Here is a 24,610-nt window from a genome sequence, read left to right on the forward strand (position 1 = left end):
CTGCCCCCTCAGTCTATCGAAGCGCCGGACGCCCGGATGATCGGCGTCCAGGCCGCCAGCTCATCGCGCACGAACTGCTGCGCCTCATCGAGAAACACCCGCCCCGGCGCCGTCGCGGATTCCGCGTAGCGCCGCAGCAGATCGGGCGATTCCAGCGATTCCCTCGCCGCCGCCGCCAGCCGCTCCAGGATCGGCCGGGGCGTGCGCGCGGGCGCCGCGATGCCCGACCATCCGTCCACGACCAGCGTCGGGAATCCCAGCTCCTTGAAGGTCGGGATATCCGGGAAGCTCGGCACCCGCTCCGGCCAGCTATGCGCCAGCGGTCGCAGCGCGCCGTTGCGGATATTGGCGCTCGCCGCCGTCAGGCTGTCGACCATCATGGGCAGCACGCCGCCCGCGATATCCGTCACGATCTGCGCGGAGCCGCGATAGGGCACATGCGTCATCTGGACGCCGGCGGCCTGAAGGAAGCGCACCATCACCAGATGCGGCATCGAGCCGATGCCCGAGCTGCCATAGGAGTAGCGATCCGGCTCGCGCTTCGCCGCCTCGACCAGCTCGGCGACGCTGCGGATCGGCAGGTCGGGCCGCACCATGATGAGGTAGGGCGTGCTCATCACCATCGCGATATGCGCGAAGTCGCGGTCCGGATCCCAGCCCACGCGGTCGCCCTGCAGCACCTTGCCCACGATCATCGAGCTGATGACCGAGAGCACCAGCGTGTAGCCGTCCGGCGCGGCACGGGCGACCTGGCCGGTGCCGAGCATGGCGCCCGCACCGGGCCGGTTCTCGACCAGGATGGTCTGCCCGATGCGGCGCGACATCTCGGCGGTCACGATGCGGGCGATGATGTCGGTCGTCCCGCCTGGCGCGAAGGGCACCACGAAGCGGATGGGCCCGGCCGCCGGCCAGGACGCCTGGGCCAGCGCGGGCGCGGCGAGGACGGTGGGCAGCAGCCCGAGGCTGCGGCGCTTCAACATCACGCCACTCCCGCCGCGAGGCCGTCGCGCTGCGGGTCTGCCCCGCCTTCGAGGCGGCCGTCCCACATCGTGATTCCATGCACGCCGGCGAAGGGGAAGGTCGCGGCCGTGCGCTTCACCTCGTAGCCCATGGCCTCCACTTCCCGTTGCACCGCGCGCGGGATGCGGTTGCCGATATCGATGGCGTCGCTGGTGGCGCTGAAGCGCGGCGCCTGGATGGCCTCCTGCATGCCCATGCCGAAGTCCAGCAGGTTCACCAGCACCTGCGCGATCGCGATGGGAATCCAGGCCCCGCCCGGCGCGCCCAGCGTAGCGACGGCCTGCTGGCCTTCCAGCACGATGCTCGGCGTCATGGACGAGAAGCGCCGCTTGCCTGGCCCGATGGAACCGGCGCGGCCCGGCCGGGGATCGCACCAGTTCATCGCGCCGTTCAGCATGAAGCCCGTGCCCGGCACGATGACGCCCGAAGGCACGCCCAGGGTATGCGTGAGCGAGACGACCATGCCGTCGCCGTCCACGCAGGAGATGGTGGTGGTGTGCTTGGAATCCGCTTCCGTGCGCGGCAGATGGTACTTTTCCCCCGTGCGGATCGCGGCCGCGCGCTCATCGGCATAGGCGTCCGAGAGCAGGCGATCGAGCGGCGGCGGGATGAAGCGCGGATCGCCGATATGGAGATCCTTGTCGCGCCCGGCGACCTTCATCGCCTCCGCGAGGACGCGGATATATTCGGCGCTGTTGTGGCCGAGCGCCGGCAGGTCGAAGCGCTCCAGGATGCGCAGCATCTCCGCGACCATGATGCCGCCCGCCGGCGGGGCCGGCACGGCGATGGTGCGCCCGCGATAATCGATGCGGAGCGGCGGCGAGATCTCGGGCGCCATGCCCGCGAGATCGGCGGCGGAGAGCAGCCCGCCATGGGCCTCCATATCCGCGATGATGCGCCGCGCGAGGCTGCCCGTGTAGAAATCCTCGGCACCCTCGCGCGCCAGTGTCGCCAAGGTCGTGGCGAGGTTGGGATTGCGCACGCTGTCGCCCACGCGCTTGGGCGTGCCGTCGGGTCGCAGGTAGAGTTGCTTGCCCTCTTCCGTGAAGGCGAGCTTCGCGCGGTAGGGCAGGCGGCCGTAACCGGCTTCGTCCAGTGCAAACATGGTCGCGACATGCGGGCGCACCAGCCAGCCCTCGGTCGCCGCCGCGATGGCCGGCGCGAAGAGATCGGCCCAGGGCTTGCTGCCCCAGCGGCGATGCGCCTCGGCGAAGACGCGCAGGATGCCCGGCGTCGTCACCGAGCGATGGCCGAGCTCGTTCACATTTCCCTTGAGCACATAGCCGTAGCCGTCCGAGCACTCGCGCTCGAAGGCATCGGTCCACATGGTCTCGGTGCAGGCGCCGGGGCAGGTGGAGAGTCCGTTCAGAACCAGGTGATCGCCCGTCTTCGGGTCGAGGATCTGCAAGACCCCCAACCCGCCGACGCCGCTCATCATCGGATCCACCACGCCCTGGGTCAGGGCGCAGGCCAGCGCCGCGTCGAGGGCGTTGCCCCCGGCCGAGAGCATGGCCGTGCCCGCCTCCACCGCCTCGGGCTGAGGCGCGGTGATCATGGCGCGGGGGGCGGGGATGCGGCGTTCGGGACGGGCCATCTGGTTTCCTATTCCACTCGGATACCGCGACGGCGGATGAAGGCGCCGATCTCGGTGCTTTCCATCTTCGCGCGATCCTGGATGGACTGCGCCGTGCCGGAGAGCGGTTCGAGGATCGCCTCGCGCAGCTTCTGCGTCACGGCCGGGCTGTCCACCACGGCGCGCGTGGCGACGTTCAGCCGCTCGATGATGGCCGGCGGCATGCCCGCCGGGCCCACGAAGGCGTACCAGCCGGGCAAGGTGATGTCGCCGAAGCCGGCCTCGCGCAGCGTCGGCACATTCGGCAGCGCGGGCGAGCGCTCGCGCCCCATCGTCACCAGCGGCACGACGCGGCCGGCCTCGACTGCGGGCAGGGTGCTGCCGAGCGGCGAGAACATCCCGGTGATGTCGCCTGCGATGATGGCCGTCAGCGCGGGGGCGGAGCCGGCGAAGGGCGCGTGGGTGAGGCGGATGCCGGCCTTCTCGGCCACCATCTCCATGCCCAGATGCGTCGAATTGCCGATGCCCGCGCTGCCATAGGTGAAGCGCTCGGGCTCGGCGCGCGCACGCTCGGCGAATTGCTGCATCGTCGTGATGCCCGTCTGCTGGCCCACGATAATCACGAAGGGCGTGTCGGCGATCGGGGCGACCCAGGAGAAGTCGCGCCAGGGATCGTACGGCAGATTGGGGAAGAGGTTCGGATTGAAGCTGAAGATCGACACGCCGCCGAGCAGCACGGTGTTGCCGTCCGGGCGCGACTGCTTCAGCGCGTTGATGGAGACGATGCCGTTGGCGCCGGGGCGGTTGTCGATGACCACGTTGCGGCCGAGCTCGCGCATGAGCGGCTCCTGCAGCAGCCGCGCCAGGATGTCGGTCGCGCCGCCCGGGGGCTGCGGGATGATGACGCGCAGCGGCTGGTTGTCCTGCGCGCGCGCGAGGGCGGGCGTGGCGAGAAGCAGGGCGGCCGAGCGGCGCGAAATACGCGTAATCATACAGACTGGCTTTCAATGATGCGCAGGAAAGGCGCGATGGAGAGGGCCGCCAGGACATTCAGCACCGGACGGTGCTGCGGCCCGTAATAGCCCGCCTCATGGAGAAGGTTGATCGAGCCGAGCGTGCGCCCGTTCCACCGCACCGGCATGTTCACCCCGGACTCGCAGCCGAGGCCGAGGATCGCCGCATGGTCGGGGAAGGTGCTGATGATGGTCTCGCGGTCGCGCAGGAAGCGCGGCTCGCCCTGGTTCACCACGATCTCGTAGAACTCGCGCGTCGGGTCGATCGGCTTGAAGCCGCCGACCGGATATTCCACCGGATGGCTCGTATAGAAACGGCTGTTGAGGCCGCGCGCGTGGTCCAGCACGAGCACGGTGAAGAGCTTGTGGCCGATGAGCTCCTGGCAGGCGTCCTGGATCGCCTTGAGGGCCGTCTCGGGCTGGCCGGGCCGGGTCAGCGCCTGAGCGAGAGTGTCGTAGCTCAAAGGATCACCTGCGAGGCAAGGGTCTTGGGGAAATGGGTGATGACCTCGGGCGTGGCGCCCACGATCACAGTGTCGTCATGGCGGAAGCCGCCGAGGCCCCACTGGTACAGGCCGGGCTCGGCCGAATAGACCTCGTTCTCCAGCAGCGGGCGGTGGTTGAAGGCCATGTCCTCGGGGAATTCATGGCCCATGGTGCCCATGCCGTGGCCGGTGCGGTGCAGGATGAGGTCGGCCACGCCGGCCTTCTCGATCACCGCCTGGGCCGCCGCGTCGATGCCGCTGACGGGCCGGCCGGTGATGGCCGCCGCGCAGGCCGCCTCATTGGCTTCGCGCGCGGTTTCGAAGAGATAGGCCTGCCGCTCGGTGGGCTTGCCGCAGAACCAGGTGCGCTCGTTCTCGACGACCAGGCCGTTCACGCGCGGAATGACGATGTTCACCAGGCCGTCGCCCTTCTCGATGCGCTGGCCCGACGAGCGCCCGTCGCCATGCGGCGCGCAGCTCGCGGGGCCCGACAGCGTCCAGCAGCGCATGATCTCGAGGTGCTGGCCGGGGAAGCGGATCGCGGATTCCTCGGCGAGCTTCGCAGCCATCGCCATGTCCAGCTCCTGCACGAGGCGGCCGGGGCGGATGTTCTCGCGGTACTGCTCCTGCACCCAGTCGGTGAGGCCCGCGATCTCGCGCAGCAGCTGCAGCTCCTCGGGATGCTTGACCCAGCGCAGCTGGCGGCAGCCGGCGGTGGCGCCTTCCAGCTTGAGGTGGGGCAGCAGCGCGGTGGCGCGGGCCAGCATGCCGCCGGCGGCATCCGCGCCGACCCGCGCCTTGGCCAGGCCCGCGCGGCGCAGCCGGTCGGCGACCAGCTGCGGCCATTCGGTGACCAGGGGAAGGCGGTTCGTCAGGCGCGGGTGCTCGGCGTAGAATTCCACATCCGTCAGCCAGAGCTTCCCGGCCTCGGCCCCGAAGCGCCAATGATTGGTGGACAGCTCGCAGAGCACCGCGAAGGGCTCGCCATTGCGCGGCACGATGCAGACGATCGGCCGTTCCCAGGGCTGCACGTCGGTCGCGAAATTGGTGGCGAACTGGAAGAAATCGGCGCCGGTGAAGGCGAGCGCGTCATGGCCTTCGCGGTCCATCAGCTCCCGCATGAGCGTGAAGCGATGGTCGCGGACGGCGGTACTGAGGGTCATGGAACGATTCTCACGGGTTCGGATAGATTCCCGCGGACGATGGCACGGCGCGAGGCATGCGTCATGCCGCCCTTGCCGTTATGATGCGGCGGACAGCAGGAGCCCGACATGGACGAGACCCCATCCCCGCGCGGCGAGTTGCAGATCCGCCTGCTCGCCATGCCGGCCGACACCAATCCCGCGGGCGATATTTTCGGCGGCTGGGTCATGGCCCAGATGGACGCGGCCGGCGGCATCGCGGCGGCGGGCATCGCCCAGGGGCGCATCGTGACGGTCGCGGCCTCCACCATGGTCTTCATCCAGCCGGTGAAGGTGGGTGACGTGGTCTGCGTCTACACGGCGCTGAAGCGGGTCGGGCGGACGTCCATCACCCTCGACGTCGAGGCCTGGGTGCTGCGTCAGCGCATCGGGGACCGGCTGAAGGTCACCCAGGCGGAATTCACCTTCGTGGCCGTGGACGAGCAGGGCCGGCCACGGCCGGTACCACCGCAGGCGACAGGATGACCTTCAGGCCAGTGCGCGCGTGACGCGGCCCGCCGTGCGCGTCACGGCGAAGCCGAGGCAGACGAAGACGATCAGCGCCACCACCTGAGCGATGGCGAAGGCTGGTTCGGACCCGATCGGCGCCAGGACGTGCAGCGAGGGAATCTTCAGGAAGGCTTGGGCCACCAGCACGAAGACCAGGAAGTAGAGGCTCGCCACCATGCCGATGGCGTCCACCTTCCGCCAGCCGCCGCGCAGGCCGAAGCCGTAGCGCGCGGCCAGTACCACCGCGAGCACCACCAGCGCGATGCCCCCCACGATATGCGAGGGCAGCACTCCGCTGAAGGGGAAGAGATAACCCGTCGCGCTCGTCAGGATGGCGGTCGCGAGGAAGAGCAGCGTCCAGAAGGGCGAGGCTACCGCTTTCAGCAGGTCGAAGACCACGACCACTCCTGCCGCGATGGCGATGAAGCTGAGGGCCGTGTGGATAGTCACTAGGCTGAAGGCCATGCTGGGATCTCCCTTGGACGTCCCGCAACTTGGCCCATCATTCCGACTTTGGAGGGAATTTCCACAACTAGTTGCGGTTCGGCCCATTCTACGCCGCTGCCGCGCCCAGAATGCCCCCACCCGCCGCCTGCAGAAGCACCGCGATGCGCTCGCCCTGCGGCTTCGGCTCGTCCACGCGTAGCGGCTGTCCGATCCAGGCGCCGACCTGGGCGATGCTGCGCACCACATTCGCCTCGGTGAGCTTACGGCCGCCATTCTCGCCGCCGCGCACCTCGGTTTCGTGGAGCGGGTCATAGCCGATCAGCCAGACTGTCCCAACGCCGCTGCCCGCGCCCACGCGCATCGTCACCGAGGTCGTGTTGGGCGTGACCGTGAGCGGGATGCGCGGCGCGTTGCGCGCCGCCTCGATCGCCGCCAGCACGGCCGGCCGGTCGGAGCCGATGGCCTCGGCCTGGCCCTGCACGACGAGCTGCGGCGTGTAGACCTGGCCGCGATAGCGCGAGTTCACCAGCGTCGAGGAATAGCGCCGCTGTCGTTCGGTGGCCTCACGCAGCGAGAAGGGATCACGCCAGCCGTTGCGGTCCCAATAGGTGACGTGGAAGGAGAGGGCGAGCACGTCCGGCCGCTCGCGCGCCAGCTCGCCGAGGAGGGCGTCGGCCGGCGGGCAGGAGCTGCAGGATTGCGAGGTGAAGAGTTCGATCACCACCGGCTGTTCGGCGGCGCGGGCGGCGAAAGGAAGACCGGCGAGCAAAGTGGGCGCGGCGAGGAAATGGCGGCGGTTCATGAAGACCCTCCAGCAGCGCCGGAACAGGCGCTGTCATGGAGTATACGCCCAGGGAGGGGGGATGGTTAGCCCGTGGTGCGGGCCGGCACGCCGCGGGCCAGGCCGCCGAAGAGGTCCAGCATGCGCTCCATCCAGGCATGGAGGGGATCGCTCTCCTCGAGGATCCGCAGCGGGCTCACCACGCGGGCCCACATGAAGCCGCCGAACATGATGTAGTCGGCGTAATCGGGGGCCTCGCCGGCGACATGGGGCTGCTGCATCAGCACGGCGCGCAGCGGCTGCAGGCTGGCGCGGAACTCAGGCAGCTTGGCCTCGCGATCGGCGGTCACCTGCGCCAGCGTCATGCCGAAGCGCTTCTCGCGACTCTCCACGAAATAGGCGCGCTCGGCCTCGCCCAGCAGCGCGGGGATGTCGGAGACGATGAGCTTCACCAGCCCCGCATTCAGCACCCGATCGGCCCAGGAGGCGGCGAAGCGCAGGCTGGCCGGGTTGCCGGGGAAGAGGGCCGGGCGATCCGGGTAGGCGCGCTCCAGATATTCCGCGATGGCCCAGCTGTCGGCCACCGTCTGGTCGCCGTCGATCAGTACGGGGACGGTCTTGGACTGGGCGAAGGCGATGGCCGCGCCCTCCGTGAAGCGCCAGGGCACGGTCTCGGCGTCGAGGCCCTTATGCGCGAGCGCCATGCGGATGCGCCAGCAATAGGGGCTGAAGCGGCGCGCCGGATCGGTGCCGCAGAGTTCGAAAAGCTTCCGTTCAGCCATGGCGCCGATCCTCGATATTCGCGCCGACGCTAGGAGCCAGGGACGGGGAGGGCAAGATCGGCCGCCGGCGTCACGCCCCGCCGATCGCGGCCGAGATTTTCCGCGCGGCCTCGCGCACATCCTGGCTGACCTTCGCGCGGCTCTCGCCCGGCGCGGCGGAGGGCAGATAGGCCACCGAGACCGAGGCCACGATCCGCCCCTGCGCATCCCGCACCGGCGCGCCGAGGGAGAGCACGCCGGGGATGTTCTCGTTATCCGCGACCGAAACGCCCTCGCGCCGGATGTCCTCCAGCTGCGCCACGACCGCGGCCGGATCGGTGAGGGTCTGCGCGGTGCAGGCTTCGAGGGGGGCCGCCGCCGAGCAGCAGCATTGCCTGTGCGTCGGTGAGGCCGGCGAGCAGGGTTTTGCCCATGGCCGTCGTGTGCAGCTTCGCGAGATCGCCCGGCCGCGAGCGGATCGCCACCGGCCCGGTCGATTGCACCGACACCAGATACAGCGCCTGCGATCCGCGCAGCACGCCGAGATAACCGTTCAACCCGCGCTCCGCGAGCGGTGCGAGGGCGAGGCGCGCGGCCTCCGCCATGCGGTCGGTGAGGTCCACCCGGTCGGCCATGGCCAGCAGCGCGCCGCCGAGGCGGTAGCGCAGGGTTGCCGCGTCCTGCTCGATCCAGCCGCCCTGGGCGAGGGTGTTCACCAGCCGCTGGACCGTGGCCGGAGCGAGATCGCAGCGGCGCGCGAGGTCGCGCACGCCCAGCGGCGCTTCCAGGCCCAGGCGCGCCAGGATTTCGAGGCCGCGCTGGAGCGAGAGGCTCTCGCCACGAGGGGCATTGCCGGTTTCGGAACACTGTTCCATGGTTTGAAAATGCGGATCCCGGACGGAGAAAGCAAGCTTATGACGTGTATCGCCCGACGCGCTGCTCTCGGCCTTCTCGCCGCTCCTTCGATCGCCTCCGCGCAGTCCTGGCCGAACCGCCCCATCCGGCTGATCGTGCCCTTTCCGCCGGGTGGCGGCGTGGATCTCACGGGGCGGCTCCTGGCCGAGCCGCTGGGCCGCAACCTCGGGCAATCCGTGGTGGTGGAGAACCGCGGTGGGGCCGGCGGGGTGATCGGCGTGGAAGCGATGTCGCATGCCGCGCCGGATGGCTACACGCTTTCGCTGACGGGGGCGGGCACGCTGACCGTCGGGCCGCATCTGCGCCCGCTTCCCTATGATCCGATGGGCCTGGCGAACATCACGCGGCTGGTGCGGATGCCGTTCATCCTGGCCGTGCGCACCGATCTTCCGGCGCGCACGCTGCCGGAGTTCATCGCCCTCGCGCGGCAGGGGCGGCTTCGCTATGCGAGCGGCGGGGCGGGCACCAGCCAGCACCTGACCGGCGAGCTCTTCAACCAGTCGGCCGGCGTGCGCATCGAGCACGTGCCCTATCGCGGCACCGGCCCCGCGCTGAACGACCTCGCGGCCAAGGTGGTCGATGCCTATTACGGCGATCCCGCGACGCTGACGCTCATCAATGGCGGCCAGGCGCGGGCCATGGCGGTGACCTCGCCGGAGCGCTGGCCGCTGCTGCCGGACGTGCCGGCCGTCGCTGAGGCCGTGCCCGGCTTCGCCTCGGAGAACTGGTACGGCCTCGTCGCCCCCGCCGGCACGCCCGAGGCGATCCAGGACCGCATCCATGCGGAGGTTCTGCGCGTCTTCGCGGACCCCGCCTGGAAGCGGCGCTTCGACGAGGCGGGGCTGACCCCCGCGCCCATGCCGCGCGCTGAATATGTGGCCTTCCTGCGCGCGGACACCGAAATCTGGGGGCGCGTCGTGCGCGCCGGCAACATCAGGATCAACGACTGAGATGCAGCATCGCCTGGCCGTCGATATCGGCGGCACCTTCACCGACCTCGTGCTCGAAGCGCCGGGGCGGAGTTTCTCCCACAAACTGCTGACCACGCCCGATGCGCCCGAGCGCGCGGTGATCGAGGGCGCGCGCCTGCTGCTGGCCTCGGCCGGCGTGGCGGCCTCCTCCATCGCGCTCGTCCTGCACGGCACGACGCTGGCGACCAATGCGCTCATCGAGCGCAAGGGCGCGAAGACGGCGCTGATCACAACGGAGGGTTTCCGCGACAGCATCGAGATCGCCTATGAGCACCGTTTCGCGCAATACGACCTGACCATGGAGCGCCCCGCGCCGCTGGTGCCGCGCGCGCTGCGCTACACGGTGCCCGAGCGGATCGCGGCCGATGGCGGCGTGCTGCTGGCGCTGGACGAGGCCGCCCTGCGCGCGGTCTGCGCGCAGGCGAAGACCGACGGCGTGACGGCCATCGCCATCTGCTTCCTGCACTCTTTCACCAATGACGCGCATGAGCGCCGCGCGGCCGGGATCGTCGCGGAGATGCTGCCGGGCGTGTCGCTCTCGCTGTCCTGCGAGGTCTGCCCGGAGGTGCGCGAATACGATCGCGCCAGCACCACCATCGCCAATGCCTATGTGCGCCCGCTGATGGACGGCTACCTCGCCGGCATCGAGGAGGGACTGCGCGCGCTGGGCGTCGCCGCGCCCGTGCTGATGATGATGTCCTCCGGTGGCCTCTGCACCGTGGGCGCGGCGCGGCAATTCCCCGTGCGCCTGGTCGAGAGCGGCCCGGCAGGCGGCGCCATCCTCGCGCGCTATGTGGCCGCGCAGAACGCGCTGCCGCGCGTGCTCGCTTTCGATATGGGCGGAACCACCGCGAAGCTGACGCTGATCGACGGCGGAAAATTCCACATGGCCCGCAGCTTCGAGGTCGCGCGCGCCTATCGCTTCGTGCAGGGCAGCGGCCTGCCGATCCGCATCCCGGTGATCGAGCTGGTCGAGATCGGCGCCGGCGGCGGCTCCATCGCGCGGCACGACGCCCTGGGTCGCATCCAGATCGGCCCCGACAGCGCGGGCAGCGCGCCGGGCCCGGCCTGCTACGGCCTCGGCGGCACCTCGCCGACCGTCACCGATGCGGATCTGCTGCTGGGCCGCCTGGATCCCGAGCTCTTCGCGGGCGGGACGATGAAGCTGGACATGGCGGCCTCGCAGGTGGCCTTCACCGCGATGGGCGCGGAGGCGCCGGTCGGCGTGGCGGAGATCGTGGACGAGACGATGGCCAGCGCCGCGCGCGTCCACGCCGTCGAGAATGGAGAGGACACTGCCGGGCGCACCATGATCGCCTTCGGCGGCGCGGCGCCCCTGCATGCCGCGCGCCTCGCCCAGAAGCTCGGCATCGAGAGGGTGCTGGTGCCGCGCGGCGCGGGGGTGGGCTCGGCGCATGGCTTCCTCCAGGCGCCCATCGGCTTCGAGGTGGTGCGCACGCGCTACACCCGCCTGGACACGATGGACGAGACCGCGCTCGAAGCCATGTTCGCCGAGATGCGCGCGGAGGCGGAGGGTGTCGTCCTCCAGGCCGCGACGCGCGACGGCTTGGTCGAGACCCGCACCGCCTTCATGCGCTATCGCGGCCAAGGCCATGAGATCGCGGTGCCCGTCACCCAAGGCATCGGCGCGGCCGCGCTGCACGACGCCTTCGTCACGGCCTATCGCGGCATCTTCGGCCGCGCCATTCCTGGCCTCCAGCCCGAGATCATGACCTGGGCGCTTTCCCTCTCGCGCCCCGTCGCCGATCCTGCCGTGCTGGTCGCGCCCGCGCCGGCCGCGACGCCTGCGCCCTCGCACCGGCGCGCGCTCACCGACCCGGCGACGGGCCTCACCCAGGACGCCGCGATCCATCACCGCGACGGCCTGCCGCCCGGCGCGGCCCTGCGCGGCCCCGCGCTCATCATCGAGAACGAGACCACCACCGTCGTTCCTGCCGGCTGGTCCGCCACCATCAATGCCGCCGAGCAGATCGTGCTGGAGTTCACGCCATGAACGACATCCGCCTCCAGGTCATGTGGAACCGCCTGCTCTCCGTGGTGGAGGAGCAGGCCAAGACGCTGGTCCGCACCGCCTTCTCCACCTCCGCGCGCGAGGCCGGCGACATCTCCGCCGGCGTCTTCGACGTGGAGGGCCGCATGCTCGCCCAGGCCGTGACCGGCACGCCCGGCCACATCAATTCGATGGCCCGGAGCGTGAAGCATTTCCTCGCGAAGATTCCGGCCTCGGAGATGAAGGAGGGCGACCACTACGTCACCAACGATCCCTGGCTCGGGACGGGGCATCTCTACGACATCGTCGTGACCTCGCCTGCCTTCCACAAGGGCAAGATGGTCGGGCTCTTCTCCTGCACGGTGCATGTCGTGGACATCGGCGGCATCGGCCTCTCGCCGGATGGTCGCCAGGTGTTCCACGAGGGCGTGCGCATCCCGATCATGCCGCTCGCGCGGGAAGGGGTCGTGGATCAGTGGCTGGTCGACCTCATCCGCGCCAATGTCCGCGAGCCGGTGCAGGTGGAGGGCGACATCTACGCCCTCATGGCCTGCAACGAGACGGGCGAGCGCCGCCTCTCCGCCATGCTGGGCGAGAACGGGCTGGACGATCTGGAAGTGCTGGGCGCGCATATCATCGCCCGCTCGCGCGAGGCGATGCTGAAGGAGATCGCGGCCCTGCCGAAGGGCACGTGGAAGAACCACATGCGGATCGACGGCATGGAGGCGCCGATCGACCTGCACGCGACTGTCACCATCGCCGAGGACCATATCGCGGTGGATTATGCCGGCACCTCGGCGCAGAGCAGCTTCGGTATCAACTGCCCGCTCTGCTACACCGACGCCTACACGGCCTTCGGCATCCGCTGCATCATCGGCGCGGAGGTTCCCAACAATGCGGGCTCGCTGGACCTGATCCACGTCACCGCGCCCGAGGGCAGCATCGTCAACGCGCTCTTCCCCGCGGCGGTGAATGCCCGCAGCACCATGGGCCACATGATGCCCGACGTGGTCTTCGGCGCGCTCGACCAGGCGCTGCCCGGGCGCGTCCCGGCCGAGGGTACCTCCAACCTGTGGAACCTGAAGCTCGGGGCGGGGCAGGCGCTCACCGGGGCCACGGACCTCCCCTTCATGGTGACGATGTTCCATTCCGGCGGCGCGGGTGCGCGCCCGGCCCAGGATGGGCTCTCCGCCACGCCCTATCCCTCCGGCGTGAAGAACGTGCCGGTGGAGGTGACGGAGACCGTGGCGCCGCTCGTCGTCTGGCGGAAGGACCTGCGCGACGATTCCGGCGGCGCGGGCCGGTATCGCGGCGGCGACGGCCAGATCATGGAGGTCGCGCATCGCCACGGCGAGGCCTTCGGCATCTTCGCGACCTTCGAGCGCGTGACCTATCCGGCGCGCGGCCGCCACGGCGGCGCGGATGGCGCGAAGGGCGTGGTGAAGCTGGGCTCGGGGACGGTGCTGAAGGCCAAGGGCTTCCAGGTCATTCCGGCCGGCGACCGTCTTGTGGTCGAGATGCCGGGCGGCGGCGGCATGTTCGCCAAGGAATGAGGGCGATGTCCCGAGCCTGAGGGGTGGGAGGATCGTCCTGGCCCTTGGGCTCGGGGTCCTCCGCCATCAGCTGAGGAAGAGGTGTTGAAGAAGGATCGTGAACCCGGTCCCGATCAGGAAGAGGCCGCCGAGCGCCTCCGCCACTCGCCCGAAGCGCGGGCTGATATGCCGGCCGAGCAGGATCCCGGCTGTCGCCAGCACGAAGGTGGCGAAGCCGATGGCGCCTGCCACCACCAGGATGTGCACGTCGATGAAGGCGAGCGCCACGCCGGCCGCGAGCGCGTCGATGCTGGTCCCGACTGCCGTAGCCACCAGGATCGACAGGCGCTGCCGGCTTGGCCTGGTGGCCGTCTCCGCATCCGGCATCGGGACCGTGGGGGTGAGCATGCGGCAGCCGATGATGCTCAGGAGCGCGAAGGCGATCCAGTGGTCGATGGCGGCGATATAGGCGCTTGCCGCCAGCCCCGCGGCCCAGCCGATGACCGGCGTGATGGCCTCGATGAGCCCGAAGACGAGCCCGGTGCGCACCGCTTCGCGGAAGCGAGGCCTTTCGAGGGACGCGCCTTGCGCCAGCGAGGCGGTGAAGGCGTCCGCGGACATGCTGATCGAAAGCATGGCGATGGAGGCAGGCGACATGGCGTTCTTCCCGGCAGGGTGGCTCCGAGCGGGTAGGATTATTCTATGAACATGTCAACATATGAACATCTGTTTGTATTTTTGCCGCGCGAATCTGGGCAAATCCGGGTCCCGGCCTCTAACGCATTGCGGCGATGTGCGATCCGCGCTTTGCGGCGCGGCGTGCCCGCCCTATCTCCTGCAGGCACGCGACGCCCGAAATGTGGCCTTGCGCCCATCAGGACGATTTGAATGCCCTTCCCCACGCTCGCCGCGCCCATCGCGGTCGCCCTCGCCGAACGCGGTTACGCCGAACCGACCGCCGTCCAGGCGGCGGTGCTCGAGGCCGAAACCTTTGGCCGCGACCTCCTCGTTTCCGCCCAGACCGGCTCCGGCAAGACCGTTGCCTATGGCCTGGCCATCTCCCGTGACCTCCTCGGCGAGGAGGAGCGCCTGCCGCATGCCGGCCTGCCGCTCGCCCTCGTCGTCGCCCCCACGCGCGAACTCGCCCTCCAGGTCCAGACCGAGCTGAACTGGCTCTATGCCCGCGCCGGCGGCCGGGTCATCTCCTGCGTCGGCGGCATGGACCCCATGACCGAGCGCCGCCAGCTCGCCCAGGGCGCGCATATCGTCGTCGGCACGCCGGGCCGTCTGCGCGACCATATCGAGCGTGGCAACCTTCGCCCGCAGTCCATGCGCGCCGTCGTGCTGGACGAGGCCGACGAGATGCTCGACCTCGGCTTCCGCGAGGACCTCGAGGCCATCCTCGAATCCCTGCCGCCCGAGCGCCGCACGCTGCTCTTCTCGGCCACGGTTCCCCGCCCGATCGCCCAGCTCGCGAAGAGCTTCCAGAAGGACGCGCTGCGCATCGCCGCCGCCGGCGAGGGCGGCCAGCACACCGACATCGAATACCGCGCCCTCTCCGTCGCCCCCGGCGAGATGGAGCGCGCGGTGGTGAACACGCTGCGCTTCCTCGACCCGCGCACGGCCATCGTCTTCTGCACGACCCGCGCGGCGGTGAACCGCCTGCACGGCAACCTGGTGGAGCGCGGCTTCTCGGCCGTGGCGCTGTCGGGCGAGCTGTCCCAGGCCGAGCGCACCCGCGCCATGCAGGGCCTGCGCGACGGCCGTGCGCGCGTCTGCGTCGCGACCGACGTGGCCGCCCGTGGCCTCGATCTGCCCGACCTCGCGCTGGTCATCCATGCCGACCTGCCGAACGATCCCGAGACCCTGCTGCACCGTTCGGGCCGCACCGGCCGTGCCGGCAAGAAGGGCATCAGCGCCCTCGTCGTGCCGCACAACCGCCGCCGCATCGCCGAGCGCCTGCTCATGGGCGCCAAGGTGAAGGCCGAGTGGTCGCCCGCTCCCTCCGCCGAGGACATCCACGCCAAGGATACCGAGCGTCTCGCCGAGACGGCGGTGGCCATGCTCGACCAGCTGCCCGAGGAGGCCGACCTGGCCCTCGGCCGTCGCCTGCTGGAAGGCCGCAACCCCGAGGCCCTGGCGGCCGCGCTGGCGAAGATGCTGCGCGCGCATCTGCCCGCGCCCGAGGAACTGGCCGGCCCGGTGACCTACAATGCCAATGCGCCGCGCGACTATCAGCAGCGCAGCCAGGTGCCGCGGGAGCACCGCGAGCCGCGGGACTTCCAGGCCCAGTCGCCCAGCGTGGCCGAAGGCGTGTGGTTCCGCATGAATGTGGGCCGCAGCAACCAGGCCGACCCGAAGTGGATCCTGCCCTTCCTGTGCCATCGCGGCCATGTGACGCGCGAGGCTATCGGCCAGATCCGCATCCTCGACCGTGAGACCCGCTTCGAGGTGGCGGCCCATATGGCCGAGCGCTTCGCCATCGCCGCGGCCAAGCCCGGCCAGGACGACGCGCATATCCGCGTCGAATCCGCGGCTTCCGCCGGTCCGGCCGATCGCGCGCCGGCCGGTGCGCGTCCGGCCTATGCCGGCAAGTCGCCGCGCCCGGCCTATGCGGGCAAGCCGCGGGCCGACGGGCCGAAGCGGCGTCCGTCCGCCCCGCGTTCCTGAGGCGCCCACCCGGTTCCTTGTGATTTGGCAAGGAACCGGGTCAGATGCGGGCCGCCTTCGCAAAGCGCCTGTCTATGACGACACAAGCCCTTCCCGATGGGGTCGACACCGCATTTCTCACGGCGGCGCTGCGCCGGTCCGGCCTGCCGGGCCGGGTCCGGGACGTCTCGGTCCTGCGGGCCTTTCCCACAATTCTCTCCCACATCTTCCGCCTGCGCCTCGACTACGAGGGCGATGCGGCCGGCCTTCCCGAGACCCTGTTGCTGAAGGCGGGCCTGCCCGAACGCGCCGGCGGACCCTGGATGGGCGGCCGGCATGAGGTGGCCTTCTACGCTACGGTCGCCGCGGCGACGCCGTCAGGCCTCATCCCGCGCTGCTACGACTCGCATTGGGATCCGCGGACCGGCGCCTGGCGCCTCCTGCTGGAGGATCTGACCGAGAGCCATCGCATCGCGACGCCCTGGCCGTTGCCGCCGGAGCTCGCCGACGCGGAGGCGATCGTTCGCGCGCGGGCGGGCTTTCACGCCGCCTGGTGGAATCATCCGCGCCTGGGCGCGGGGGTGGGCGAATGGCTGGACGAGGCCGGGATGGAGCAGTGGCTCCAGGGCCTTGCCGAGAAATACGCCCGCTTCGCCGAGGAGGCGGGGGATGGGCTTTCCGGCGCGCAGCGCGACCTCTACGCCCGTTTGCTGGAGGCGGCGCCGCGGCTGCTCGGCCGCTATCACAGCCATGCCCACATGACCGTCATCCAGGGTGATTCGCATGTCTGGAACTGTTTCCTGCCGAAGCAGGCGGGCGGCGGGGCGATGCTCTTCGACTGGGACAGCTGGTCGGCCAATGTCGCGACGATCGACCTCGCCTATATGATGGCGCTGCACTGGTATCCGGAGCTGCGCCGCGAGCGCGAAAGCCATCTGTTGGACGTCTATCACGCCGAGCTGCTGGCCAGGGGCGTGCACGGCTATGACCGCCGCGCGCTGCAGGACGATTACCGCCTCTCCGTGCTCTGGCAGATCACGACGCCGATCCAGCAGCACTCGTTCGGAATTCCGCCGGTGATCTGGTGGAACAATCTCGAGCGCGTCCACATGGCCGCGCGGGATCTCGACTGCCGCGCCCTTCTGGGCTGAGGCGGGCTCTCAGTCGGCGGCTTTTTTCCGGCCCAGGCCAAAGCCCTTGGCGAGCTCCGAGCGGCGGGAAGCGTAGTTCGGCGCGACCATCGGGTATTCGGCCGGCAGGCCCCATTTCGCGCGATAGACATCGGGCGTCATGCCATAGGCGGCGTGAAGGTGCCGCTTGAGCATCTTCAGCTTCTTTCCGTCCTCGAGGCAGATCAGATATTCGGGCGTAATGGATTTCCGCACCGACACCGCCGGCACCAAAGGCTCGACGGCCACGGGCGGGGGCGTCGGCGTTGCCAGCGTCGCGAGCGTGCGATGCACCTCGGCGATCAATCGGGCCAGATCATTTGTTGAAACGGTATTACGGGATACATGCGCCGCGACGATGCCGGCGGTGATTCCGAGCAGATCCTCGGCAGTCTTACTATCGGACATGAAGCTTTAGGCCTTTTGTTTTGTTAATTGCGACCAATGATAGCCATGTTGGTACGGAGTCCTCACAAAGAAAAGGCCACGCAGGCCGGGGGGCGGCCTGCGTGGCGCAGTGGCCCGGGCCCCCGGAGAGAGGGGGAGGGGCCCGGGACGGCTCGGCTCAGCCCCGCGCGGGGATCTGCACCGCCACGAAAGCACTCTGGCCCTCGCGGATGATCCGCAGCGCGACCGCGGCACCCGGCGTGCGGCCGGCCTCGCGGATCGCCGTGGCGACGGCATTCACATCGGCCACGTCGCGGCTGCCGACACCCACGATCACGTCGCCCTCGCGCAGTCCGGCCTCGGCGGCCGGGCTTTCGGGGCGCACGCTCGCGACCACCGCGCCGCGGGCGCCGTCAGGCAGGTTCAGGGCCTGGCGCGCCTGCGCGTCGATCGGGGCCAGTGCGACGCCCACCGGGCCGCCGCGCTGCTGCTCGCGCTCGCCGCGCTGACCCGGCTTGCCGTCGCGGGCGGGGCTGCCCTCGCCGTCCTGCAGCGCGACGAGCGTCACGCTGAGGTCGCGGCTCTGGCCGTCGCGCTGCACGGTCAGCTGGACCGTGCTGCCCGGGCGGCTGTCGCCGATCAGGCGGGCCAGGTCCCGCGGATTGGTGACGGCGGTGTCACCGACCTTGGTCACGACGTCGCCGGGGCGCAGGCCGCCGCGGGCTGCGGGGCTTTCGGCCTGGATGTCGCCGACCAGCGCACCCTCGGGGCGCGGCAGGCGCATGGCGGTGGCGAGCGCCGGCGTCAGGGTCTGCGTGGTGGCGCCGAGGAAGCCGCGCTCCACATGGCCGTTGGTCTCGATCTGCTCCACGACCTGGCGGACCATGTTCGACGGGATGGCGAAGCCGATGCCGACCGAGCCGCCCGTCGGCGAGAAGATCGCCGTGTTCACGCCGATGACCGAGCCGTCGAGGGCGAAGAGCGGGCCGCCCGAATTGCCGCTGTTGATCGAGGCGTCGATCTGCAGGAAGTCGTCATAAGGACCCTGGCCGATGTTGCGGCCCCGCGCCGAGACGACGCCCGTGGTCACGGTGCCGCCGAGGCCGAAGGGATTGCCCACGGCCACCACCCAGTCGCCCACGCGGGCCCGGGCGCTGTCGCCGAGCTCGAGGAAGGGCAGGGGCGCGCCGGCATCGACCTTCAGCACCGCGATGTCGGTGCGGGCGTCGCGGCCGATGATGCGGGCGGGCAGCTCGCGGCCGTCCTCCAGCGTCACGGTCACGGTGCCGGCGTCACGGACGACGTGGTTGTTGGTGACGATGATGCCGTCGGCCTTCACCACGAAGCCCGAGCCGAGGGCACGGCCGCCGCGCTGGCGCTGCTCGCCGCCCGGGCCACCCTGGCCGCGCTGCGGGGCCTGGTCGCCGAAGAAGCGGCGGAACATCTGGTCCTGCTCGCTGCCCTCGGGGAAGGGCGAGCGGGCGGAGGCATTGGCCACGCGCTCGGTGGCGGTGATGGTCACGACGGCGGGGCGGACGCGGTCCACCAGGTCGGCGAAGCCGGGCAGCGCCACGGCGGGCGCGCGGGTGATGGGGGCCGGGTTGATCGGCTGGACGCTCTGCGCGCCGGCCGAGCCTTCCCAGAAGGCGAGGCTGCCCAGCGCGGTGCCGGCCATGAGGATCGCGGCGAAACCGGCGCGACGGCGGCGGGAGGTGGTGGTGGTCATGAGAGCGTCTCCAATTCGTCGGTTTGCGGGACCCAGCCCGTTTTGACGAAGCGGACCTTGGACCCTGGACGCTGGAGGAGAGCGGGACCGACCATGACAGCTTTGTCAGACTTCTCCGCGAGCCGTGGCCTCAGGGGGCGAGCTTCAGCCGCGCCTTGAGCCCCGTCCCATCGGCGCCGTCCTCCAGCGTCAGCGCGCCGCCATGCGCCCGCGCCGCCGCCGCGACGAGGGCGAGGCCAAGGCCCGTGCCCGGGGTGGAGCGGCTGCGGTCCAGCCGGTGGAAGCGGCGCATCGCCGCCTCGCGCTCATCGGCGGGAATGCCGGGGCCGTCATCCTCGACCTCGATGATCCGCTCGGCGAGCAGCCGCAGGGTGAGGCGCGTTCCGCCGTGGTTCACCGCATTCTCGATGAGGTTCACCACGGCCTGGCGCAGCAGCGCCGCATCGCCCATGAGCGTGACGCCGGGGGCGATCTGCGTGTGCAGCGCCTTGCCGGCATCCTCCGCGACGGGCGCGTAGATCTCCGCGCAGCCCTCGACCAGCGCCGAGAGGTCCAGGACGGAAAAGCCCTGCCGCAGCACGCCGCTCTCGGCGCGCGCGATGCGCAGCAGGGCGGAGAAGCTTGCCAGGACGCCGTCCAGCTCGGCCATTGCGCGCTCCAGCACCTCCGCGTCGCCGGCCGGGTCGCGCGGGCCGGCCAGCGCGCCCTCCAGCAATTGCCGCAGGCGGGAGAGGGGGCTGCGCAGGTCGTGGGCGATGTCGTCCGTCACCTGGCGCTGGGCGATCATCAGCGTCTCAATCCGCCCCAGCAGGACGTTGAAGGTCTCGGTCAGCTGGTCGAATTCGTCGTCGCGCCCGCTAAGGGGCAGGCGGCGGGTGAGGTCGCCCTCCATCACGTCGCGCGCGGCGGCGGAGGCCGAGGCCAGGCGCCGCGCCATCCGCCCCGCCGCCACGAAGCCCAGGATCAGCGCCAGCAGCGCCGCCGCGCCGCCGGCCATGGGCGGGGTCCAGGCCAGGGCCATGGCGGCGTTGTCCACGGGGGTGAGATCCGCCGCGACGAGCAGCGTGCCTCCGCCCGGCAGGGTGCCGCCCAGCACGCGAAGGCTCGGCCGCTCGCCCGTGCCAGGGAGGTTGGCGAAGCCGCGCAGGGGCGGCGGCGCCTGGGGCATGCGCCCGGCGATGACCCGCCCGTCGGGGGCCAGCAGCGCGACGAAGAGCGGGCCGCGCCGGCGCGAATAGGTCTCGACCGAGATGGCCAGGCCGCGCAGGCCGGATTCCTCGAATTCGCGCACGAAGCCCTCGGCCTCGGCGGCGATGGCGAGGTCGAGCTGCTGGCGAAGCGCGCCCTCCGCGCGCCACCAGCCCCAATAGGAGCCGAGCAGCGAAAGCACGAGCATGACGGCCGCCGAAGCCGTCGCCGCCCGCAGCGCGAAGCTGGAAAGCTTTCTCATTTTTCTTTTGCCCTCAGACGCCGGGCGCCCCCTCCGGCGGCTTGGCTTCGCCGCGCTGCGGTAGTGCCTGGCCAGAGGGTGGAGGGGGCGGCGCCGGCCGCTGTGCGGCCGGATTCCTGTCGCCCGCACCGACCTTGGGTGGTCATCCCTCTGCGCCAGGGGCGGAGAGCGCGTAGCCCGCGCCGCGCACCGTGCGGATCATCGGTGCCTCGCCCGGCAGGTCCAGCTTCCGGCGGAGGCGGCTGACATGCACGTCCACCACATTCGTCGTGGGATCGAAGGAGAAGTCCCAGACCTTTTCCAGCAGCATGGTGCGGGTGATGACCTCGCCCGGATGGCGCATCAGGAATTCCAGCAGGCGCCATTCCGTCGGCAGCAGTTCGAGCTTGCGCGCGCCGCGTGTGACCGTGCGCTGCAGCAGGTCCATCCGCAGTTCGCCCAGGCTCAGCACCGACTGTTCCGCGGGCGGCCCCGAGGGGCGGCGGGCCAGGGCGCGGATGCGCGCGCGCAGCTCCGCGAAGGCGAAGGGCTTGGCGAGGTAGTCGTCCGCCCCGGCCTCCAGCCCCTCCACGCGCTTCTCCACATCGCCGAGCGCCGTCAGCATCAGCACGGGGGTGGTGATGCCGGCGAGGCGCGTGGCGCGGATGATGGACAGGCCGTCCGGCCCCGGCAGCATCCGGTCCGTCACGATCACGTCGAAGGGCTCGTTCATCGCCAGGAACATGCCGTCGCGGCCGTTATTGGCGTGATCGACCACATGGCCTTCCTCGCGCAGGCCCTTGGCGATGTAGCTGGCTGTGGTCTCGTCGTCCTCGATCAGGAGGATCCGCATGGGCGCTCGCGCAGGTTGATGGACCGCCGAGCCTGCCACGGATCGCGGCCTGGCGGGAGAGTTGCGCCCTCCGGCCGGCCGGAAGTGCTATGAAGCCCCATGGCCGACCCCGCTCCCGCCGCGATCCACAGCCCCGCGACGACCCAGACGCGCGACGTCCTCGCCGTCACGCACACGACCACCTATCGCTATGCCGTGCCGGTCACCCTCGGCCCGCAGCGGCTGATGCTGCGCCCGCACGACAGCCACGACATGCGGCTGCTCTCCGCCACGCTCACTTTGTCGCCGGTGGGAAAGCTGCGCTGGTATCACGACGTCTTCGGCAACAGCATCGCCATGGCCGAGTTCGAGGACGCGACGCGCGAGCTCGTCATCCGCAGCGACCTCGTCGTGGAGCGCTTCGGCGACGAGCGCGGCCGCGACTTCGCCGCCGAGATCGCGCCCGAGGCGCGCAACTGGCCCTTCCTCTATTCCTCGGACGATCGCGCGGATCTCGGCAACATGATGATCGCGCAATATCCCGATCCCGGCGGGCGCGTCCTGCGCTGGGGGCAGGGCTTCGTGGCGGCCTATCCGACGCCCACGCTCGGCCTGCTGCGCGACATCAATGCCAGCATCCAGGCCGGCTTCACCTATCGCGCCCGCGAGGAGGCCGGCACGCAGACGCCACTGGAGACGCTCGACGGCGGCTCGGGCACCTGCCGCGACTTCGCGGTGCTGATGATCGAGACCTGCCGCGCCTTGGGCTTCGGCGCGCGGCTCATCAGCGGCTATCTGCGCGAGCCGGAGGAGAGCGCATTGCTCGGCGCCGGTTCCACCCACGCCTGGTGCGAGGTCTATCTGCCCGGCGCGGGATGGATTCCCTTCGATCCGACCAACGGCCTGATGGGCAGCAGCGACCTCATCCGCGTGGCCACGGTGCGCGACATCCGCCAGGCGCCGCCGATCAGCGGCAGCTTCATCGGCCAGCCGGAAGACTTCCTCGGCATGGAGGTGTCGGTCGAGGTCCGGCGCGTCGATCCCGGTGCGCTTCCGTCCTTGTGACGGGCGGGCCTATTCTCCGGCCAAACGGAGGATCCGCCATGAATGAACCGCTCGACGCCGCCCATCTGCCCACGGGGATCCGCTCGCGCTTCGTGCCCCATGTGAACGGGCTGCACATGCACGTGCTGGAGGCGGGCGAGGCGGGGCGGCCGCTGCTTCTGCTGCTGCACGGTTTCCCCGAGCTCGCCTTCTCCTGGCGGCACGTCATGCTCCCGCTGGCCGAGGCCGGCTATCATGTCGTGGCCCCCGACCAGCGCGGCTATGGGCGCACCACCGGATGGGTCGCGGAATTCGACGGCGAGATCCAGAGCTTCGGCCCGCTCAACTACGTGCGCGATGCGCTGGCCCTGGTCGCGGCGCTCGGTCACAGCCAGGTCGCGGGCGTGATCGGCCATGACTTCGGCTCGCCCGTCGCCGGCAATTGCGCGATCTCGCGGCCCGATGTCTTCCGCTCGGTGGTGCTGATGAGCGCGCCCTATGGCGGCCCGCGCCCCTGGCCGCTGGGCGAGCAGGCGAAGCCCGAGGGCGCGGCGGGGCTGGCCTCGGGCGGGATGAACGAGGCGCTTGCGCGGCTCGATCCGCCGCGCAAGCACTATCAGTGGTATTATTCCACGCGCGAGGCCAATGCGAACATGTGGCTCGCGCGACAGGGCCTGCCGGATTTCATCCGCGCCTATTACCACCACAAGAGCGCCGACTGGACGGCCAACAAGCCCTATCGCCTGGCGGGCTGGGAGGCGTCGGAGCTCGCGAAGATGCCGACCTATTACATCATGCCGCTCGAACTCGGCATGGCGGAGACGGTCGCCGCCGAGATGCCGGGCGCGGCCGAGGTCGCGGCGAATGCCTGGCTGCCGGACCGCGACCTCGCTGTCTATGCGATGGAATATGGCCGCACGGGGTTCCAGGGCGGGCTGCAATCCTATCGCTGCACCACGAGCGGGCTGGTGGGGGCGGAGATGCGGCTCTTCGGCGGCAAGCGGATCGAGGTGCCGGCCTGCTACATCGCCGGCGCCAGCGACTGGGGCGTGTACCAGAAGCCGGGGGATTTCGAGGCGATGCAGAGCACGGCCTGCGCCGATCTGCGCGGCTGCCATCTGGTGCCGGGCGCGGGGCATTGGGTGCAGCAGGAACAGCCCGAGGCCACGGTGGAACTCGTCCTCGAATTCCTGCGCGGGCAGGACGCCGCGCGCAGGCGGGAGGGGCGCTCGGACTGAGCGCCCCGCGCCCTCAATCGCGCTCGATGGGCAGGGCGTCGTCCTTGGCCCATTCGCTCATCGAGGCGTCGTAGACGGCCAGCTGCGAATGGCCGAGCTGGTGCAGAAGGAAGGCATCCAGCGTCGCCGCGATGCCGCCGCCGCAATAGAGGATGATGCGCTTCGAGCGGTCGGCGCCCACGGCCGCGAAGCTCCTGGCCACATCCTCCGGCGCGCGGAAGGCGAAGGTGGCGGGGTCCACCAGCGTGCCCACCGGTACGTTGACGCTGCCGGGCACGCGGCCCGCGCGCCCGTATCGCGGGTTCTCGCCGCTGTGCAGATCGGGCGCGAGGGCGTTGATGGTGCAGACGCCGCCGTCGCCGATGGCCGCCGACACCTCCGCCTTGCCGACGAAGAGGCCTTCGCGCGGCCGGGCGGCGAGCCTCGATGGCGGATAATCCACGCTGCCCGTCTCGACCGGCCGTCCTTCGGCCAGCCACTTGTCCACGCCGCCATCGAGCACGGCGGCATCGTCGAAACCGATGGCGCGCAGCATCCACCAGACGCGCGTGGCCCATTGCATGTTCTTGCGCGCATAGAGCACGACGCGCATCCCGCGCCCGATCCCCTTGGCCGCGAGGCTCGCCGCCAGGACCTCCGGCGCGGGCATGGTGAAGTTGAAGGGGCTCGCGCGGTCGGAGAGATCGCCCTGAAGGTCGAGGAAGGCCGCGCCGGGAATGCGCGAGGCCTCGTAGTCCGTGCGCCCGCTCTCGACGCGATAGGGCCGGCCGGTGCCCGTCTCGTAGAGCAGGTAGGTCGTGCAGTCGAAGATGCGCAGCGCGGGATCACGCAGGTGATCCTCGAGCCACTGCGTGCCGACGATGGCCTCGGGATGGGCGAAGCGGGCGGTGGTCGACATGGGCGGAACCTCCGGATGGGTGTTGCCGGGAGCTTGGC

Annotated in this window: 24 protein-coding genes; 8 read left to right on the forward strand and 16 right to left on the reverse strand. The window is 70.5% G+C overall.

Features of this window, described 5'->3' with window-relative positions; translation table 11 throughout:
• Positions 1-8 precede the first annotated feature (8 nt).
• The 5 genes from ACO057_RS02935 to ACO057_RS02955 are packed head-to-tail and all read right to left on the reverse strand — an operon-like array spanning position 9 to position 5,254.
• Complete coding sequence (locus ACO057_RS02935) at positions 9-980, reverse strand: Bug family tripartite tricarboxylate transporter substrate binding protein (protein ID WP_421988852.1); 972 nt, start codon at positions 978-980, stop codon at positions 9-11.
• Entirely contained in the window at positions 980-2,614 is a 1,635-nt protein-coding gene (gene ggt, locus ACO057_RS02940) for a gamma-glutamyltransferase (protein WP_421988853.1), read from the reverse strand. Before ggt ends, ACO057_RS02935 begins: the two co-directional genes overlap by 1 nt.
• A gap of 8 nt (positions 2,615-2,622) precedes the next feature.
• Positions 2,623-3,585: a Bug family tripartite tricarboxylate transporter substrate binding protein gene (locus tag ACO057_RS02945; RefSeq protein ID WP_421988854.1), complete on the reverse strand. Its 963-nt coding sequence runs from the start codon at positions 3,583-3,585 to the stop codon at positions 2,623-2,625.
• Positions 3,582-4,070 carry a GAF domain-containing protein gene (locus ACO057_RS02950; protein WP_421988855.1) on the reverse strand — a complete coding sequence of 163 codons (489 nt, stop codon included), beginning with the start codon at positions 4,068-4,070 and terminating at the stop codon, positions 3,582-3,584. The genes ACO057_RS02945 and ACO057_RS02950 overlap by 4 nt, the downstream gene beginning before the upstream one ends.
• On the reverse strand, positions 4,067-5,254 hold the full coding sequence (locus ACO057_RS02955; protein ID WP_421988856.1) for a M24 family metallopeptidase: 1,188 nt from the start codon (positions 5,252-5,254) through the stop codon (positions 4,067-4,069). The genes ACO057_RS02950 and ACO057_RS02955 overlap by 4 nt, the downstream gene beginning before the upstream one ends.
• 108 nt (positions 5,255-5,362) lie before the next feature.
• Here ACO057_RS02955 and ACO057_RS02960 point away from each other — a divergent pair, with 108 nt between their 5' ends.
• Positions 5,363-5,758 (forward strand): acyl-CoA thioesterase, encoded by a 396-nt coding sequence (locus ACO057_RS02960; protein ID WP_421988857.1) that lies wholly within the window; start codon positions 5,363-5,365, stop codon positions 5,756-5,758.
• 3 nt (positions 5,759-5,761) lie between these two features.
• Here ACO057_RS02960 and ACO057_RS02965 read toward each other — a convergent pair whose 3' ends face one another.
• The 5 genes from ACO057_RS02965 to ACO057_RS02985 all read right to left on the reverse strand — a co-directional run bounded on the left by ACO057_RS02965 (position 5,762) and on the right by ACO057_RS02985 (position 8,646).
• On the reverse strand, positions 5,762-6,247 hold the full coding sequence (locus ACO057_RS02965) for a hypothetical protein (RefSeq protein WP_421988858.1): 486 nt from the start codon (positions 6,245-6,247) through the stop codon (positions 5,762-5,764).
• An 88-nt stretch (positions 6,248-6,335) separates the two neighbouring features.
• Positions 6,336-7,031, reverse strand: a complete 696-nt coding sequence (locus ACO057_RS02970; protein WP_421988859.1) for a DUF1223 domain-containing protein — start codon at positions 7,029-7,031, stop codon at positions 6,336-6,338.
• A 65-nt stretch (positions 7,032-7,096) separates the two neighbouring features.
• Positions 7,097-7,792, reverse strand: coding sequence for a glutathione S-transferase family protein (locus tag ACO057_RS02975; RefSeq protein ID WP_421988860.1), 696 nt, complete (start codon positions 7,790-7,792; stop codon positions 7,097-7,099).
• A gap of 70 nt (positions 7,793-7,862) precedes the next feature.
• Complete coding sequence (locus tag ACO057_RS02980; protein ID WP_421988861.1) at positions 7,863-8,093, reverse strand: IclR family transcriptional regulator domain-containing protein; 231 nt, start codon at positions 8,091-8,093, stop codon at positions 7,863-7,865.
• Positions 8,044-8,646, reverse strand: coding sequence for a helix-turn-helix domain-containing protein (locus ACO057_RS02985; RefSeq protein WP_421988862.1), 603 nt, complete (start codon positions 8,644-8,646; stop codon positions 8,044-8,046). Before ACO057_RS02985 ends, ACO057_RS02980 begins: the two co-directional genes overlap by 50 nt.
• 39 nt (positions 8,647-8,685) lie before the next feature.
• On the opposite strand from ACO057_RS02985, the gene ACO057_RS02990 reads away from it, so the two are divergent.
• The 3 genes from ACO057_RS02990 to ACO057_RS03000 are packed head-to-tail and all read left to right on the forward strand — an operon-like array spanning position 8,686 to position 13,221.
• Positions 8,686-9,636, forward strand: coding sequence for a Bug family tripartite tricarboxylate transporter substrate binding protein (locus ACO057_RS02990; RefSeq protein WP_421988863.1), 951 nt, complete (start codon positions 8,686-8,688; stop codon positions 9,634-9,636).
• A gap of 1 nt (position 9,637) precedes the next feature.
• Entirely contained in the window at positions 9,638-11,671 is a 2,034-nt protein-coding gene (locus tag ACO057_RS02995; RefSeq protein ID WP_421988864.1) for a hydantoinase/oxoprolinase family protein, read from the forward strand.
• Positions 11,668-13,221 (forward strand): hydantoinase B/oxoprolinase family protein, encoded by a 1,554-nt coding sequence (locus ACO057_RS03000; RefSeq protein ID WP_421988865.1) that lies wholly within the window; start codon positions 11,668-11,670, stop codon positions 13,219-13,221. Before ACO057_RS02995 ends, ACO057_RS03000 begins: the two co-directional genes overlap by 4 nt.
• A 66-nt stretch (positions 13,222-13,287) precedes the next feature.
• On the opposite strand, the gene ACO057_RS03005 is transcribed toward ACO057_RS03000, so the two are convergent.
• Positions 13,288-13,857: a manganese efflux pump MntP family protein gene (locus ACO057_RS03005; protein ID WP_421988866.1), complete on the reverse strand. Its 570-nt coding sequence runs from the start codon at positions 13,855-13,857 to the stop codon at positions 13,288-13,290.
• Between the two features lie 231 nt (positions 13,858-14,088).
• Here ACO057_RS03005 and ACO057_RS03010 point away from each other — a divergent pair, with 231 nt between their 5' ends.
• Together ACO057_RS03010 and ACO057_RS03015 are read left to right on the forward strand one after the other, a co-directional pair.
• A complete protein-coding gene (locus tag ACO057_RS03010) occupies positions 14,089-15,870 on the forward strand; it encodes a DEAD/DEAH box helicase (protein WP_421988867.1) in 1,782 nt (593 codons plus the stop codon).
• 74 nt (positions 15,871-15,944) lie between these two features.
• On the forward strand, positions 15,945-17,000 hold the full coding sequence (locus tag ACO057_RS03015) for a hypothetical protein (RefSeq protein ID WP_421988868.1): 1,056 nt from the start codon (positions 15,945-15,947) through the stop codon (positions 16,998-17,000).
• A 9-nt stretch (positions 17,001-17,009) separates the two neighbouring features.
• Here ACO057_RS03015 and ACO057_RS03020 read toward each other — a convergent pair whose 3' ends face one another.
• The 4 genes from ACO057_RS03020 to ACO057_RS03035 form a co-directional block, all read right to left on the reverse strand.
• Positions 17,010-17,426 carry a MucR family transcriptional regulator gene (locus ACO057_RS03020; protein WP_421988869.1) on the reverse strand — a complete coding sequence of 139 codons (417 nt, stop codon included), beginning with the start codon at positions 17,424-17,426 and terminating at the stop codon, positions 17,010-17,012.
• Positions 17,427-17,583: 157 nt separating this feature from the next.
• Positions 17,584-19,131, reverse strand: coding sequence for a Do family serine endopeptidase (locus ACO057_RS03025; protein ID WP_421988870.1), 1,548 nt, complete (start codon positions 19,129-19,131; stop codon positions 17,584-17,586).
• Positions 19,132-19,261: 130 nt separating this feature from the next.
• On the reverse strand, positions 19,262-20,581 hold the full coding sequence (locus ACO057_RS03030) for a sensor histidine kinase (RefSeq protein ID WP_421988871.1): 1,320 nt from the start codon (positions 20,579-20,581) through the stop codon (positions 19,262-19,264).
• Between the two features lie 142 nt (positions 20,582-20,723).
• Complete coding sequence (locus ACO057_RS03035) at positions 20,724-21,413, reverse strand: winged helix-turn-helix domain-containing protein (RefSeq protein WP_421988872.1); 690 nt, start codon at positions 21,411-21,413, stop codon at positions 20,724-20,726.
• Positions 21,414-21,512: 99 nt separating this feature from the next.
• On the opposite strand from ACO057_RS03035, the gene ACO057_RS03040 reads away from it, so the two are divergent.
• Both ACO057_RS03040 and ACO057_RS03045 read left to right on the forward strand, forming a co-directional pair.
• Positions 21,513-22,457 carry a transglutaminase family protein gene (locus ACO057_RS03040; RefSeq protein WP_421988873.1) on the forward strand — a complete coding sequence of 315 codons (945 nt, stop codon included), beginning with the start codon at positions 21,513-21,515 and terminating at the stop codon, positions 22,455-22,457.
• A gap of 38 nt (positions 22,458-22,495) precedes the next feature.
• Positions 22,496-23,674, forward strand: coding sequence for an alpha/beta fold hydrolase (locus ACO057_RS03045; RefSeq protein ID WP_421988874.1), 1,179 nt, complete (start codon positions 22,496-22,498; stop codon positions 23,672-23,674).
• Positions 23,675-23,687: 13 nt separating this feature from the next.
• On the opposite strand, the gene ACO057_RS03050 is transcribed toward ACO057_RS03045, so the two are convergent.
• Positions 23,688-24,572 (reverse strand): sulfurtransferase, encoded by an 885-nt coding sequence (locus tag ACO057_RS03050; RefSeq protein WP_421988875.1) that lies wholly within the window; start codon positions 24,570-24,572, stop codon positions 23,688-23,690.
• Between the last annotated feature and the right edge of the window lie 38 nt (positions 24,573-24,610).

The organism is Roseococcus sp. (assembly GCF_965227005.1).
Taxonomy (GTDB): domain Bacteria; phylum Pseudomonadota; class Alphaproteobacteria; order Acetobacterales; family Acetobacteraceae; genus Roseococcus.